Origin of the sequence: Bordetella bronchiseptica (assembly GCF_900636925.1) — a bacterium.
Lineage (GTDB): Bacteria > Pseudomonadota > Gammaproteobacteria > Burkholderiales > Burkholderiaceae_B > Bordetella > Bordetella pertussis.
In genome coordinates, this window is record NZ_LR134326.1 from 1,281,867 (window position 1) to 1,296,564 (window position 14,698).

13 protein-coding genes are annotated in these 14,698 nt (G+C 68.6%); 8 read left to right on the forward strand and 5 right to left on the reverse strand.

Annotated elements, in window-relative coordinates:
- Window positions 1–8 precede the first annotated feature (8 nt).
- Together EL288_RS06030 and EL288_RS06035 are read left to right on the forward strand one after the other, a co-directional pair.
- Window positions 9–1,256, forward strand: coding sequence for a bifunctional tRNA (adenosine(37)-N6)-threonylcarbamoyltransferase complex dimerization subunit type 1 TsaB/ribosomal protein alanine acetyltransferase RimI (locus tag EL288_RS06030; protein ID WP_010926956.1), 1,248 nt, complete (start codon window positions 9–11; stop codon window positions 1,254–1,256).
- On the forward strand, window positions 1,243–2,139 hold the full coding sequence (locus EL288_RS06035) for a uracil-DNA glycosylase (RefSeq protein ID WP_033452148.1): 897 nt from the start codon (window positions 1,243–1,245) through the stop codon (window positions 2,137–2,139). The genes EL288_RS06030 and EL288_RS06035 overlap by 14 nt, the downstream gene beginning before the upstream one ends.
- 18 nt (window positions 2,140–2,157) lie before the next feature.
- On the opposite strand, the gene lplT is transcribed toward EL288_RS06035, so the two are convergent.
- Entirely contained in the window at window positions 2,158–3,471 is a 1,314-nt protein-coding gene (gene lplT / locus EL288_RS06040) for a lysophospholipid transporter LplT (protein WP_003813878.1), read from the reverse strand.
- 262 nt (window positions 3,472–3,733) lie between these two features.
- Here lplT and smc point away from each other — a divergent pair, with 262 nt between their 5' ends.
- From smc to ligA, 3 genes are read left to right on the forward strand one after another with little or no spacing between them, the layout of a single operon-like run.
- Complete coding sequence (gene smc / locus EL288_RS06045; RefSeq protein ID WP_033448079.1) at window positions 3,734–7,261, forward strand: chromosome segregation protein SMC; 3,528 nt, start codon at window positions 3,734–3,736, stop codon at window positions 7,259–7,261.
- Between the two features lie 44 nt (window positions 7,262–7,305).
- Window positions 7,306–8,364 (forward strand): cell division protein ZipA C-terminal FtsZ-binding domain-containing protein, encoded by a 1,059-nt coding sequence (locus EL288_RS06050; protein ID WP_003813876.1) that lies wholly within the window; start codon window positions 7,306–7,308, stop codon window positions 8,362–8,364.
- On the forward strand, window positions 8,364–10,454 hold the full coding sequence (gene ligA / locus EL288_RS06055) for an NAD-dependent DNA ligase LigA (protein ID WP_003813875.1): 2,091 nt from the start codon (window positions 8,364–8,366) through the stop codon (window positions 10,452–10,454). The genes EL288_RS06050 and ligA overlap by 1 nt, the downstream gene beginning before the upstream one ends.
- 84 nt (window positions 10,455–10,538) lie before the next feature.
- On the opposite strand, the gene EL288_RS06060 is transcribed toward ligA, so the two are convergent.
- The 4 genes from EL288_RS06060 to msrB are packed head-to-tail and all read right to left on the reverse strand — an operon-like array spanning window position 10,539 to window position 12,617.
- Window positions 10,539–11,315: a peptidylprolyl isomerase gene (locus EL288_RS06060; protein ID WP_003813874.1), complete on the reverse strand. Its 777-nt coding sequence runs from the start codon at window positions 11,313–11,315 to the stop codon at window positions 10,539–10,541.
- 28 nt (window positions 11,316–11,343) lie between these two features.
- Window positions 11,344–11,628 carry a BolA family protein gene (locus tag EL288_RS06065; RefSeq protein WP_003813873.1) on the reverse strand — a complete coding sequence of 95 codons (285 nt, stop codon included), beginning with the start codon at window positions 11,626–11,628 and terminating at the stop codon, window positions 11,344–11,346.
- A 21-nt stretch (window positions 11,629–11,649) separates the two neighbouring features.
- The gene (locus EL288_RS06070) at window positions 11,650–12,219 is read right to left on the reverse strand and encodes a septation protein A (protein WP_003813872.1); all 570 of its coding nucleotides are present in this window, start codon (window positions 12,217–12,219) and stop codon (window positions 11,650–11,652) included.
- The gene (gene msrB, locus EL288_RS06075) at window positions 12,216–12,617 is read right to left on the reverse strand and encodes a peptide-methionine (R)-S-oxide reductase MsrB (RefSeq protein ID WP_003813871.1); all 402 of its coding nucleotides are present in this window, start codon (window positions 12,615–12,617) and stop codon (window positions 12,216–12,218) included. Before msrB ends, EL288_RS06070 begins: the two co-directional genes overlap by 4 nt.
- 51 nt (window positions 12,618–12,668) lie before the next feature.
- Between msrB and EL288_RS06080 the strand changes: the two genes are divergently transcribed.
- Genes EL288_RS06080 through EL288_RS06090 form a run of 3 tightly spaced genes read left to right on the forward strand, consistent with a single transcriptional unit; the run spans window position 12,669 to window position 14,537 of the window.
- Window positions 12,669–13,346: an energy-coupling factor ABC transporter ATP-binding protein gene (locus tag EL288_RS06080; protein ID WP_003813870.1), complete on the forward strand. Its 678-nt coding sequence runs from the start codon at window positions 12,669–12,671 to the stop codon at window positions 13,344–13,346.
- Window positions 13,343–13,936 carry an energy-coupling factor transporter transmembrane component T family protein gene (locus EL288_RS06085; protein ID WP_003821317.1) on the forward strand — a complete coding sequence of 198 codons (594 nt, stop codon included), beginning with the start codon at window positions 13,343–13,345 and terminating at the stop codon, window positions 13,934–13,936. The genes EL288_RS06080 and EL288_RS06085 overlap by 4 nt, the downstream gene beginning before the upstream one ends.
- Window positions 13,937–13,979: 43 nt before the next feature.
- Window positions 13,980–14,537, forward strand: a complete 558-nt coding sequence (locus EL288_RS06090; RefSeq protein WP_003813868.1) for a biotin transporter BioY — start codon at window positions 13,980–13,982, stop codon at window positions 14,535–14,537.
- Window positions 14,538–14,698 lie beyond the last annotated feature (161 nt).

Here is a 14,698-nt window from a genome sequence, read left to right on the forward strand (position 1 = left end):
CCGCCCCTATGGATCTAAACCTGCTTGCCTTCGAAACTTCGTCTTCCCGCTGCGGCGTGGCCTTGCTCACCGAGCACGGGGCCGAACCCGTCGTCGCCGTGCTGGAGCACGAGGGCGCCCAGGAGCATGCCGAACGCCTGTTGCCCATGGCACGGGAATTGCTGGTACGCGCCGGCCTGGCGCCCGAAGCCCTGCAGGCGGTCGCCTTCGGCCAGGGGCCGGGCGGGTTCACCGGCTTGCGGGTGGCGTGCGGCGTGGCGCAGGGCATCGCCCTGGGACTGGGGATCCCGGTCCTGCCGGTCGTGTCGCATGAGGCGGTGGCGGAGGTTTCGGGCGCGGCGGCCGACGACGCGGTCGTGGTGGCGCTGGACGCCCGCATGGAAGAGGTCTACCTGGCCGTCTACCTGCGCGGCGATGACGGGCAGTGGCAGACGCTGCAGGCGCCGCTGCTGATCGCCGCCGGCGAGGTGGTGCCCTGGACCGTGCATCACCTGGACGCTTGGTCGGCCCGCGCCGGCCGCGCGTTGCGCGTGCGGATGGCGGGCGATGCATGGCAGGTCTACGCGGCCAGCATGGCCGCGCCGCCTGGCTGGGTGCGCGTGCAGGCCGAGCGGCCGCAGGCCCAGGCAGTGGCGCGCCTGGCGCGCCGTGCCTGGCGGGATGGCGGCGGCGTGGCCGCCGAACTGGCCGCGCCCCTGTATGTGCGCGACAAGGTGGCCTTCACCACCGCCGAGCGCGAGCGGGGGCAGGGGGGCAACCCGCGCGCGGTCTCGGCCCTGGCCGCCACGCAGATGCTGCCCATGGCGCAGCGCGACCTCGACGAAGTGGCCGAACTCGAGGCGCAGGTCCAATCCTTTCCCTGGACGCGCGGCAATTTCGCCGATGCGCTGCAGGCCGGCTATCCGGCCTGTGTGCTGCGCCAGGACGGCAGGCTGGCGGGCTTTTGTGTGATGATGGCGGCGCCCGACGTGGTGCATCTGCTGGTCATCGCCGTGCCGCGCCATCTGCACCGGCAAGGCCTGGGCGGCCTGATGCTGGGCTGGTGCGAGCGCCAGGCGCGCGCGCGCGGCCTGGCCGGCGTGCTGCTGGAGGTGCGGCCGTCCAATGCCACCGCGGTGCAGTTCTACGAGCGGCACGGCTATCTGCGCATCGGCCGGCGCAAGGATTACTATCCCGCAGGTAAGGGCAAGCGCGAGGATGCTTTGGTAATGCAGAAAACCCTGGGCGAAGCGACGGTGGGCGATGAGCGCGCCTGAGGCCGCCGTGCCGGCCGCGCCGCGTCCGAATCCGCTGCAGCGGATCTGGCTGCGCGAGATCGGCATCGAGAAAACCTGGCTGCCGGCGCCATTGGCGTCCGCGGCCGGGGCTGCCGCGCCCGCCGCGCCTGTCGCCGAGGCCGCCAATGCGGCCGTGGCGACGGCCGAGGCCGTCCGGCCGGCGGCCGCGACCCCACGCGCCGATGGCCCGGCGGCCAGTCCGGCCCGCGCGCCGCGCCCGCCGGTGGCCGCGCCGCAGCGCGCCGAGCCGGCCGCCGAGGCCGACGGACAGGCCGCGCGGGCCGCCGTGGCGGCGCGGGCTGCCGGCGCCGACTTGGGGCAATTGCAGCAGCTGGTGCAGGACTGCACCGCCTGCGGCCTGTGCCAGGGGCGGCGCCACGCCGTGTTCGGCATGGGCGCCCAGCCAGCGCGCTGGATGGTGGTGGGCGAGGCGCCCGGCGAGCAGGAAGACCGCCAGGGGCTGCCATTCGTCGGCCGCTCGGGAAAGCTGCTGGATGCGATGCTGCAGTCGGTGGGCATGAGTCGCGAGCGCGACGTGTTCATCGCCAACGTCATCAAGTGCCGCCCGCCCGGCAACCGCAATCCCAAGCCCGAGGAAATCGCCGCCTGCAGTCCCTACCTGCGGCGCCAGATTGCCCTGCTGAACCCGGAGCGCATCCTGGTGCTGGGCCGGTTCGCGGCCCAGACGCTGCTGGGCACCGAGGCCACGATAGGCAATTTGCGCGGCCGCGTGCACAGCCTGCAAACCGACGAGGGGCGCTCGATTCCCGTGGTGGTCAGCTACCACCCGGCCTATCTGTTGCGCAGCCCGGCCGAGAAGGCGCGCGCCTGGCAGGACCTGCTGCTGGCGGCGCGCGGCTGAGGCGGCGGCAAGCGGTCCTCAGTGGGCCGAGTCGAGGGCCTTGCCGTGGCCTTCCTGGCCGATCTGCTCGCGCAGGGCGGGGTCGGCCGACAGGTTGCGGCGGCTCCAGCGGATGAACACCACCATGAGGACGGTGACGATCAGGCCGAATATGACGATGATGATGTTGATGGGCAGTTCCAGCCACAGCAGCACCGTATAGATGGCGACCATCAGCAGGATATTGAGCTGCTCGTTGAAGTTCTGCACCGCGATCGAATGGCCGGCCGACAGCAGCACGTGGCCGCGGTGCTGCAGCAGGGCGTTCATGGGAACGACGAAAAAGCCGGCCAGGCCGCCGGTGACCAGCAGCAGCAGGTAGACGCTCCAGGGCGAATAGACCAGCGGCATCAGCAGCACCACCAGGCCCATGGCTGCGCCGACCGGCAGCACCGACAGCGCCTTGCGCAGCGGAATGCGGCCGGCCAGGATGGAGCCGACCACCGTTCCCACCGCCGCCACGCCCATCAGCACCGAAGCCTGGTCCAGGCGATAGCCCAGATGGCTGCGGCCCCATTCGATCACGATCAATTGCAGCGTGGCGCCGGCGCCCCAGAACAGCGTGGTCACGGCCAGCGAGATCTGGCCCAGCTTGTCGCGCCACAGCACGCACACGTAGCCGCTGAATGCGCGCACCAGCTTGAAGGGGCTGCGCTGCTGCGGGGGGTAGCGCACGTGCGTGGGCGGGATCAGCAGATTGCACAGCGCGGCGATCACGTAGACCAGCGCAATGACCAGGATGGCGGCTTCCGCCGGCGTATGGACCAGCTTGTTCAGCCAGGGGTGGGCGAGCAGCACGCTCGAGACATGGGGGGAAATGAGCACGCCGCCCAGCACCGTGCCGATGATGATGGACAGCACGGTCAGCCCTTCGATCCAGCTGTTTCCCTTTACCAGCAGGTCGGGCGGCAGCATTTCGGTGACGATCCCGTACTTGGCCGGCGAGTAGGCGGCCGCGCCGATGCCGACCAGGCCATAGGCCGCGCAGACCAGGTAGGTCTGGTAGGTGGCCGGCACGCCGATGCTGGCATACGAGAACATCAGCATGCAGCCGGCGACCTTGAGCGCATTGGTGATGAACATCACCCGGCCCTTGGGGAACGAATCGGCGAAGGCGCCCACGAACGCGGCCAGCACCACGTAGGCCAGGGCGAAGGACCACTTCATCATGGGCGCCATCCAGTCGGGCCCGCTCAACTCCAGGATCAAGGCGATCGCCGCGATGAACAGTGCGTTGTCTGCCAGGGATGAGAAGGCCTGCGCGGCCATAACCAGATAAAACCCGCGTTTCAAGAATGTCCCCGCTGCCCGCCCGAACGGCTGGCACTGTCCGATTGACCGTATTGGCGAAAAAAAGTGTCAGCGAGTATAGCGCCCGGTCCGGCCGGCCGGCGCTTCGCGTTTGTCCCAGGCTCACCTTTGCTCACGATGGGCGCTACCCTCCTGGGGTATCATACGGGCCTTGGATCGGCCCTCCTGGGGGTCGCATCGCCTATTGTGTGCGGCAGGTCCGTTCAACGCCCCTCGTTCAACCTACCCCGTCCGTCATCGTACTGTGCGTCTTACCCAGCTAAAACTCGCCGGCTTCAAGTCCTTCGTCGATCCAACCGTGATCCCCGTGCCCAGCCAACTGGTGGGCGTGGTGGGTCCCAACGGCTGCGGCAAGTCCAACATCATCGACGCCGTGCGCTGGGTATTGGGCGAAGCCAAGGCGTCCGAACTGCGCGGCGAGTCGATGCAGGACGTCATCTTCAATGGCTCGGGCAACCGCAAGCCGGCTGCCCGCGCCTCGGTCGAGATGGTATTCGACAATACCGAAGGGCGGGCCGCGGGCCAGTGGAGCGCCTATTCGGAAATCGCCGTGCGCCGCGTGTTGACGCGCGACGGCACCAGCAGCTACTACGTCAACAACCAGCAGGTCCGGCGGCGCGACATCCACGACATCTTCCTGGGCACCGGCCTGGGCGCGCGCGGTTACGCCATCATCGGCCAGGGCATGATCAACCGCCTGATCGAGGCCCGCCCGGAAGAGCTGCGGGTCTTCCTCGAAGAGGCGGCCGGGGTGTCGCGCTACAAAGAGCGCCGCCGCGAGACCGAGAACCGCCTGTCCGATACGCGCGAGAACCTGACCCGGGTCGAGGACATCCTGCGCGAACTGGGCAGCCAGCTCGACAAGCTGGAGGCCCAGGCCGAGGTGGCGCGCAAATACCGCGAGCTGCAGGCCGACGGCGAGAAAAAGCAGTTTGCGCTGTGGCTGCTGAAGGAAACCGGCGCCCGCGATGAGCGCGAGCGCAAGAACCAGGACATGGCGCGGGCCCAGAACGACCTGGAAGCCGCCATCGCCGGCCTGCGGGCTGGCGAGGCCGAGCTGGAATCGCGCCGCCAGGCCCATTACGCCGCCAGCGACGCGGTGCACGCGGCGCAGGGGCAGCTGTACGAGGCCAATGCCCAGGTCAGCCGCCTGGAGGCCGAAATCCGCCATGTGGTCGATTCGCGCAACCGCCTGCAGGCGCGCCGCGAACAGCTGCAGGCCCAGATCGCCGAGTGGAACACCCAGCAGGAGCACTGTACCGAACAGATCGCCCTGGCCGAGGAAGACCTGGCCACCGGCGCGGCGCGCACCGAGGAAGCGCGCGCCGCGGCCGAGGACGCCCAGGCCGGCCTGCCGGCCATCGAAGCCCGGGTGCGCGACGCTGCGGCCGGGCGCGACGACATGCGCGCCGCGCTGGCGCGCGTCGAACAGAACCTGGCCCTGGTGGCCCAGACCCAGCGCGACGCCGACCGCCAGCTGCAAACGCTGGAGCAGCGCCGCGAGCGCCTGCAGCAGGAACTGCGCGAACTGCACACGCCCGACCCCGAGCGGCTGGAACAGCTGGCCGGCGATCGCCTGGCCGGCGAGGACCAGCTCGAGGCGGCGCAAGCCGAACTGGCCACCCTGGAAGGGCGCGTGCCCGAGGCCGACGCCGAGCGCAGCCGCGCCCAGGCCGCCGCCCAGCAGGATGCCCAGGGCCTGGCCCGCCTCGAGGCCCGCCTGGCGGCGCTGGTCAAGTTGCAGGAGGACGTCCAGAAGCAGGGCGCGCTGGAGCCATGGCTGGCCAAGCACGAGCTGGCCGGCCTGGGCCGCCTGTGGCAGAAGCTGCATATCGAGCCGGGCTGGGAAACCGCCCTGGAAGCCGCGCTGCGCGAGCGCATGGCCGCGCTCGAGGTGCGCAGCCTGGACTGGGCGCGCGCCTTCGCCGACGACGCGCCGCCGGCCCGCCTGGCGTTCTACCAAGTGCCGGCTGCCGCGCCCGCGCCGGCCGCCCCGCAGGGCCAGACGCCGCTGGCCAGCCTGCTGCGGGTCACCGACCCCGACCTGCGCACGCTGCTCAACCAGTGGCTGGCCGGCCTGTACACCGCCGCCGACCTGACCCAGGCCCTGGCCGGGCGCGCCAGCCTGCCGGCCGGCGCCGCCTACGTCGTCAAGGCCGGGCACCTGGTCGATGCCCACAGCGTACGTTTCTACGCGCCCGACTCCGAGCAGGCCGGGTTGCTGGCGCGCCAGCAGGAAATCGAAAACCTGCAGCGCGAGATCAAGGCGCAGCAGTTGATCGCCGACCAGGCCCGCGCCGCCGTGGCGCGCGCCGAGGCGGCCTGGCAACAGGTATCGCAGGCCATCGCGCCGGCGCGCCAGCGGGTGGCCGAAGTCACCCGGCGCGTGCACGACATCCAGCTCGAGCATTCGCGCCTGCAGCAGCAGGCCGAACAGTCCGGCGAGCGGGCCGCCCGCCTGCGCCAGGATCTCGAGGAGCTCGCGGCGCACGAGGAAGACCTGCGCGCCACCCGCGAGGAGGCCGAAGTGCGCTTCGAGGCGCTCGACGGCGAGCTGGCCGAGCACCAATCGCGCTTCTCCGACGCCGAGATCGACGGCGAAACCCTGTCCGCCCAGGCCGATGCCGCCCGTACCCGGCTGCGCGAGCTGGAGCGCGCCGCCCAGGAGGCCGAGTTCGCCGAGCGCGGCGTCCAGGTGCGCATCACCGACCTGCAGCGCAACCGGCAACTGGCCGCCGACCAGAGCCAGCGCGCCGGCACCGAGCTGCAGCAGCTCGAAACCGACCTGGTCGACCTGGACGCCTCGGCCTCGCAGGCAGGCCTGCAGGACGCCCTGGAGTTGCGCGCCGAGCGCGAAGAGGCGCTGACGCGCGCGCGCCTGGAACTGGACAACCTGTCGGCCTTGATGCGCGGCGCCGACGAGGAACGCATGCAACAGGAGCGCGGGCTCGAGCCGCTGCGCGCCCGCATCACCGAACTGCAACTGCAGGAGCAGGCCGCCCGCCTGGCCGAGGAACAGTTCACCGAGCAGCTCAACGCCCGCGAGGTCGACCGCGAGACGCTGGCCCGCGAGCTGGCCGAGATGCCCGACGAGTGGCGCAAGGCCAGTTGGCTGCAGTCCGAGGTGGGCCGCATTTCGCGCCAGGTCGACGCGCTGGGGCCGGTCAACCTGGCCGCCCTGGACGAACTGAATACCTCGCGCGAACGCAAGACTTTCCTCGACGCCCAGCAGCAGGACCTCCTGACGGCCATGGAGACCCTCGAGGACGCCATCCGCAAGATCGACCGGGAAACCCGCGAGCTGCTGCAGGAGACCTTCAATACGGTCAACCGCCATTTCGGCGAGTTGTTCCCCAAGCTGTTCGGCGGCGGCGAGGCCAGGCTGACCATGACCGGCGACGAAATCCTCGACGCGGGCGTGCAGGTGATGGCACAGCCGCCGGGCAAGCGCAACAGCACCATCCACCTGCTGTCCGGGGGCGAGAAGGCCTTGACGGCCACGGCCTTGGTGTTCGCGCTGTTCAAGCTGAATCCCGCGCCGTTCTGCCTGCTCGACGAGGTCGACGCGCCGCTGGATGACGCCAATACCGAACGCTATGCCAATCTGGTCAGCAACATGAGCGAACAGACCCAGTTCCTGTTCATCTCGCACAATAAAATCGCCATGCAGATGGCCAAGCAACTGATCGGCGTGACGATGCAGGAGCAGGGCGTATCGCGTATTGTTGCTGTGGATATAGACTCGGCCGTGCAAATGGCCGCCGAAGCCTGAAACCCATATTCGGATTTGCGCTGCCTTAGGCGCGGGATATTCTCATGAGTGATTTGCAGATCGGGCTGATTGCCCTTGGTGTCCTGCTCATATTGCTGGTGCTGGGCTTTAACTGGTGGCAGGACCGCCGGGTGCGCCGCAGGATGCAAGCCCATTTCCCTTCGACCGAGCAGGATCCCCTGCTTGGCGCCGGCGCGCAGGATCGCACGGCGGCGGGCGCGACGCGCCGTGAGCCCGGCATGGGCGGCGCCGCAGCGGGTGCCGCGCCGGCCGCGGCGCCCGCCAACCCGGACACCGACGACCAGGAAGAACCCGATCCCGCTTGCGAGGTCGTGATTGAAATCCATTTCAGCGAGCCCGTGCGCGGCGCCGACCTGCTGCCTTATCTGCAGTCGCTGCGGCAGGCCGGCCGCAAGCCCTTGCGCGTGTTCGCCGCCACGGCCGAGCAACGCCATCGCGCCCGCATCCATTCCGAAGAGTCCTATGCCAACATGCAGCTGGCCGTGTTGCTGGCCAACCGCAGCGGCCCGCTGACCGCCATCGAATGGTCGCAGGCCTGGGCCCGCGCGCAAGACCTGGCCGACCGCTTCGAGGCCAGCGTCGAGGGCCCCGACCAGCAGGAAGTGCTGGAACAGGCGGCCCGGCTGGACGATACCTGCGCCGCCCTGGACACCCAGGTCGGCCTGACGCTGCTGCTGGGCGTTGCGCAACCGGCCGCCGAGGTGCTGGCGGTGGCGCGCGACCTGGGTTTTGCCGCCGATGGCGCGCGGCTGGCCTGGCTGGCCGACAACGGCGCGGTGCGCTTTACGCTGTCGCGCGCCGATGGCGCGGCGTTCGACGCCGGCATGGGTGGCATCGAACGCCTGTACCTGCTGCTGGACGTGCCGTGCAGCCCGGCGGACCAGCGGGCCTTCGGCCGCATGGTCGACGTGGGCCGCGATCTGGCCGCCCGCCTGCGCGCCGAATTGGTCGATGACCAGGGCCGGCCCCTGCAGGACGGCGCGGACGCGGTCATCGACGAGCGCCTGCAGGTATTGTTCGAGCAGCTTGACCAGGCCGGCCTGCCGGCCGGCAGCGCGCGGGCGCAGCGAGTATTTGCATAATGGCGCAGGCAGGTCCTACGCCGCAGCAAGCGATCGCGCGCCTGCGGGCCGAGATCGAGCAGCACAATATCCGTTATTACGTCCACGACGATCCCAGCGTTCCGGACGCCGAGTACGACGCGCTCATGCGCGACCTGCAAGCGCTGGAGGCCGAACACCCCGAGCTGGTCACGCCCGATTCGCCGACGCAGCGCGTGGGCGCCGCGCCGCTGGCCGAATTCGGCAGCGTGCGCCACGCCGTGCCCATGCTGTCGCTGGGCAATGCTTTCGACGAAGAGGACGTGCGCGCCTTCGACAAGCGCGTGGCCGATACCCTGCGCGGCGCGGGCCTGCTGGGCCTGGATCAGCAGGTTGAATACTTCTGTGAGCTCAAGCTGGACGGCCTGGCGATCAGCCTGCGCTACGAGGAGGGCAGGCTGGCCCAGGCGGCCACGCGCGGCGACGGGCAGACCGGCGAGGACGTCACGGCCAACATCCGCACCATCAAAGGCGTGCCGTTGCGCCTGCACGGCGCGCCGCGGGTACTCGAGGTGCGCGGCGAAGTCCTGATGAACCGTGCCGAGTTCGAACGCCTGAACCGTACGCAGGCAGCGCGCGGCGAGAAAGTGTTCGTCAACCCGCGCAATGCCGCGGCCGGCAGCCTGCGCCAGCTCGATCCGCGCATCACGGCGCAGCGGCCGTTGCGTTTCTTCGCGTATAGCTGGGGCGAAGTCCATGGCCTGCCCGAAGGCATGCCGACGCGCTTTGACGAGCCCGCGCCGGGCGTGCGCGTGGCGTCCACGCTGCCGCGCGACACGCATGGCGGCATGCTGGACTGGCTGGCCGAACTGGGCCTGCCGGTCAATCTGCGGCACAACCACCGAGAGCGCGGCGCCGACGGGCTGCTGGCCTTTTACGAGCGTATCGGCAAGCTGCGCGCCGATCTGCCCTACGACATCGACGGCGTGGTCTACAAGGTCGACGCCTTGCCGTCGCAGCGCGTGCTGGGCTTCGTCGCGCGCGCGCCGCGCTTTGCGCTGGCGCACAAGTTTCCGGCCGAGGAGGCCGTCACGCAACTGCTCGGTATCGAGGTCCAGGTGGGCCGCACGGGCGCGATCACGCCCGTGGCGCGCCTGGCGCCGGTGTTCGTCGGCGGGGTGACGGTCACCAACGCCACCCTGCACAACGAAGACGAGATCCGCCGCAAGGATGTGCGCATCGGCGATACCGTGATCGTGCGGCGTGCCGGCGATGTCATCCCCGAGGTGGTCGGGCCGGTACTGGAAAAGCGGCCGGCCGACGCGCGCGAGTTCGTCATGCTGACCGCCTGCCCCATCTGCGGCTCGGCGATCGAGCGCCCCGAGGGCGAGGCTATCGCCCGCTGCACGGGCGGGCTGTTCTGCGCCGCCCAGCGCAAGCAGACCCTGCTGCATGCCGCCGGCCGCAAGGCGCTGGATATCGAAGGCCTGGGCGAAAAGCTGATCGACCAACTGGTCGACGCCGATCGCGTCAAGTCGCTGGCCGATATCTACAGCCTGACTGCGTTCGAACTGGCGGCGCTCGAACGCATGGGCAAGAAATCGGCGGAAAACCTGGTGGCGGCCATCGACCAGGCGCGCCGTCCGGCTCTGGGCCGCTTGCTGTTCGCGCTGGGCATACGCCATGTGGGCGAGACGACGGCCCGCGACGTGGCACGCCATTTCGGCAGCATGGAACGCATCATGGACGCCAGCGAAGAAGCGCTGCTGGCCGTGCCCGACGTGGGCGGCGTGGTGGCCGGCTCGATCCGGCGCTTCTTCGCCGAGCCGCACAACCGCGAGATCGTCGAGCAGCTCACGCAGCAGGGCGTGCACCCGCAAGCCGAGGCCGAGCCCGAGGGCACCAGCCTGGCCGGCAAGACCTTCGTCCTGACCGGCACCATGCCGAACTGGACCCGCGATGAGGCGACTCGCCGTATCCTGGCCGCCGGCGGGAAGGTCAGCGGTTCGGTCTCCAAGAAGACGGCCTACCTGGTGACGGGCGAGGATGCCGGCAGCAAGCTGACCAAGGCCCAGGAACTCGGCGTTCCGGTGCTGGACGAGGACGGCCTGAAGGCGCTGCTGGGCCTATAGGCGAAGCGGGCGCCGGCGCCCGGCAGCCGAAAACAAAATTGCCCGCGAAAGCGGGCAATTTTGTTGATGGCGATGGCCTGGCGCTTACTGGATCTTGGCCTGTTCGCGCAATTGCTTCTGGTAGTTGGCCAGGGTTTGCTGGCGCAGCATTTCTTCCAGTTGCGGGCGCACCTGGTCCATGGCGGGGAATTCGACCGGACGGGTATCGTCGACCTGGATCACGTGCCAGCCGAACTGGGTCTGCACCGGCTTGTCGACCAGTTGGCCCTTCTTCAGCTTGGTCACGGCCTCGGCAAACGGCTGGACGTAGTTGGTGGCAGGCGCCCAACCCAGGTCGCCGCCGCGCTCGGCGCTGCCGGGGTCCTTGGAGTTCTTCTTGGCCAGATCGTCGAATTTGCTCTTGTTGCTCTTGACCTGGGCCAGCAGGTCGTTGGCCGTCTTTTCGTCCTCGACCAGGATGTGACGGACTTTGTATTCCATCTTGCCGGCCTGTTCTTTCTTGATCTTCTCGTATTCGGCCTTGACCTGGGCGTCGGTGACGGGGTGTTTTTGCAGGTAGTCGGCCATCAGGGCGCGCACCAGGATGCCCTGGCGGGCCAGCTCGATCTCAGTCTGCACGTCGGCCTGCTTGGCGACGCCGTCCTTCTCGGCCGCCTGCACGAACACCTGGCGGTTGATCATTTCCTGCTTGATCTGCTCACGCAGCTGGGGCGAATCGGTAGCGCCCTGGCTGACGACCAGCTTGACGAACTCATCCAGGCTCTTCTGGGTAATGGGCTTGCCGTTCACGGTCGCCACGTTCTGGGCGAAAGCGGGCACGGCAATGACGCAGGCAGCAGCCAGCATGGCGATGCGTTTCATGTATGTCCTTTGACCTTTTGAAGGGTGTTTACTTGGCGTTGTCTGGAGAGGGTGCTTGCGCATCCAGCGCAAGTGCATGAATGGGATATGGGAGCAAATCCTGCAAATGATGATACACCAGCCTATGGCGGGCAACGGGCGTCAGACCTGCGAAACAGGAGGCTACGATGTGCACCCGAAAGTGCCCCGCGCCGCCTTTTGCGCCTTCGTGCCCGGCGTGCAGGTGCGACTCGTCCTGTATCTCCAAGATAATCGGATTTAACGCAGCAAGGCGTGCGCGAATAATCTCAATTCGTTCAGAATTTTCAGACATATATAAGGGATTATTTCTTGATCAGTCTTCGTTTCGATCTTGATCGGGCGTGTCCGACGCCTGCAGATGCTTGCCCAGCCACAGCGACTGGGCGATGACGAAAGCGACCAGCAGGCCCATCAGGCCGAAGACCTTGAAATTGACCCATTGGGATTCGGTGAAGTGGCCGGAGAAGGCCACATACAGGTTGACCGCGCCGGCCGCCACGAAGAACAGCGCCCAGCTCAGGTTCAGGCGCTCCCAGACCGGATCGGGCAACGCGATCTGCTTGCCCAGCAGGCGGCGGACCAGGTTGCGCCCGAACAGGTACCGCGCGCCCAGCAGCGCGCCGCCGAACAGCCAGTACAGCACGGTGGGCTTCCACTTGATGAAGACGTCGCTGTGCAGCCACAGGGTGGCGCCGCCGAAAATCACGATGACCGACAGGTTTATCCAGTGCATGCCCTCGATGGCCTTGCCGGTGAGGCGCAGCCAGAGTATCTGGGCGATGGACGCGGTAATCGCCACGGCCGTGGCCGCATAAATATCGGCGTACCGATAGGCAACGAAAAACAGTATCAGCGGAAACAGGTCAAACAGGAACTTCTTCATTCGTCCTCGAGCGGTTCGAATTTCAGGGACAGCGAATTGATGCAATAGCGCAGCCCGGTCGGCTCGGGGCCGTCCGGGAAAACATGGCCAAGATGGGCGTCGCAGATATTGCACAGCACCTCGGTGCGCACCATGCCATGGCTGGTGTCGAGTTCCTCGCGCACGCGTTCGGGCGCCAGCGGCTCGAAGTAGCTGGGCCAGCCGCAGCCGGCATCGAATTTGGTGTCGGATGCGAACAGCGGCGTGCCACAGCCGATGCAGCGGTATATGCCGGGCGTGGAGGTATCCCAGTATCGGCCGCTGAAGGCGCGCTCGGTGCCTTTCTGCCGCGCGACCGCGTATTCTTCCGGGGTAAGTTGGGTGCGCCATTCGGCGTCGGTTTTGCGAATTTTTTCCATGATCAGCTTGGAGTCCCGCCGTGCGAATTGGTTCGGGCATAATCCCGCTCCATGTTAATCGAGTTTGACCAGGCGGTCGTCGCCACGCCCCAGGCACAGGTCCTGCATGGCGTGAGCCTGCGCCTGTCCGAACGCCGCGTGGGGGTGATCGGCCCCAATGGCGCGGGCAAGAGCACGCTGGCGCGGCTGGTCAACGGCCTGGCCCTGCCGTCCTCCGGGCGGGTGCTGGTCGACGGCCTGGATACGCGCAACCAGGTCAAGGACGTGCGTCGCCGGGTCGGTTTCGTATTCCAGAATCCAGAGAACCAGATTGTCTTTCCCATCGTGCGCGAGGACCTGGCATTCGGCCTGAAGAAGCAGGGCCTGGCGCCGGCCGAGCGCGACGCGCGCATCGCGGCCGCGCTCGAACGGCTGGGCGTGGGCCACCTGGCCGAACGCACCAGCCACACCCTGTCCGGCGGCGAGCGCCAATTGGTCGCCATGGCGTCCGTGCTGGTGATGGCGCCGCAACTGGTGGTGTTCGACGAACCCACGACGCAGCTGGACCTGCGCAACCGCAACCGGGTGGCAGAGGCCATCGCCGCGTTGCCGCAGCAGGCCATCGTGGTCAGCCACGACCTCGACCTGCTGGCCGGCTACGACCGGGTGCTGGCGGTGGTCGACGGGCGTATCGCCGCCGACGGCGAGCCGGCGGCGGTGCTGGGCTGGTATCGCGAGCATTGCGCATGATCGAGCCCCTGTACGTCGCCGGCGCCAGTTTCCTGCACCGCCTGCCGGCCGGGCTGAAGCTGGCGGCGTTGGCGCTGGCGGGGGTAGGGTTGTTCCTGCTGTCCGACTGGCGCGCGCTGGCGGCGGTGCTGGCCGGCGCCGCGCTGCTGGTCTGGCGCAGCGGCGTCGGCGCGGCCGCCTGGTGGCGGCAGACCCGCGGCCTGGCGTTGATCGTGCTCGCGGTCGGCCTGTTCACCGGCCTGATGCAGGGCTGGCCGCACGCCGCCGTGGTGGTGCTGCGGGTGGCGGCGCTGATCGGCCTGGCCATGGCCGTGACGCTGACCACGCCGGTGCCGGCCCTCATCGACGCGTGCGAGCGCGCGCTGCGGCCGGCCGAACGGCTGGGTCTGCTCAATGCCGCGCAGGTGGCGCTGGCCCTGGCGCTGGCCTTGCGCTTCATCCCCGAAATCTGGCGCAATTATCAGGAAATCCGGGAGGCCCAGGCCGCGCGCGGCCTGGGCGCCCATCCGCTGGCGTTGCTCGTGCCCTTGGTGGTGCGTACGCTGAAACGTGCCGAGGAAGTGGCACAGGCGATCGACGCGCGCGGTTGAGGGGCCGCGCCGGCGCGCCGCATCTACATGAAGGAGAAGCCCGATGACGACCAAGGATACGGTTCTGGTGGCGCTGTTCGCGGCGCTGATCGTGGTGTTGAGCCTGATGCCGCCGATTCCGCTGCCCGCGATTCCCGTGCCGGTGACGCTGCAGACGCTGGGAGCCATGCTGGCCGGCGCCATGCTGGGCCCGTTGCGCGGCGCGCTGGCTTGCCTGCTGTACCTGGTGCTGGCGGCCATCGGCCTGCCGGTGCTGCCGGGCGGACGCGGCGGCCTGGGCGTGTTCTTCGGTCCGACCGGCGGGTTCCTGGTGGGCATGGTGGCCGGCGCCTGCGTCACCGGCTGGCTGGCGCGCCGCCTGGCCCTGCGCGCGGCCGGCACGTGGCGCGGCCTGGCCGGCTACGTGGCGGCCTGCGTGCTGGGCGGCATCGTGGTGGTCTATGCCGTCGGCGTCCCCTGGCTGGCCGGCGTCACGCAGATGGGCATGGCCAAGGCCTGGGCAGCCGTGGCGGTATTCCTGCCCGGCGACCTGGCCAAGGCGGCGGTGGCGGCCTGGGTGGCGTCGCGGGTCGAGCGCGTATGGCCGGTGCTGGGACGCTGAGGGCGCTTCCCAGGGAATCCCCTTAGAGACACTACGGAGGGCTCGGGTAAAAATTTTCTATTAACAAACGCGTTAGAAAATTTTTGGGCACCGGATTAGGGTTGATCCCGGTGGGGTCGGGGTGGTTATTTGATACTCTTTTAACCCTATAATTCTTTTTT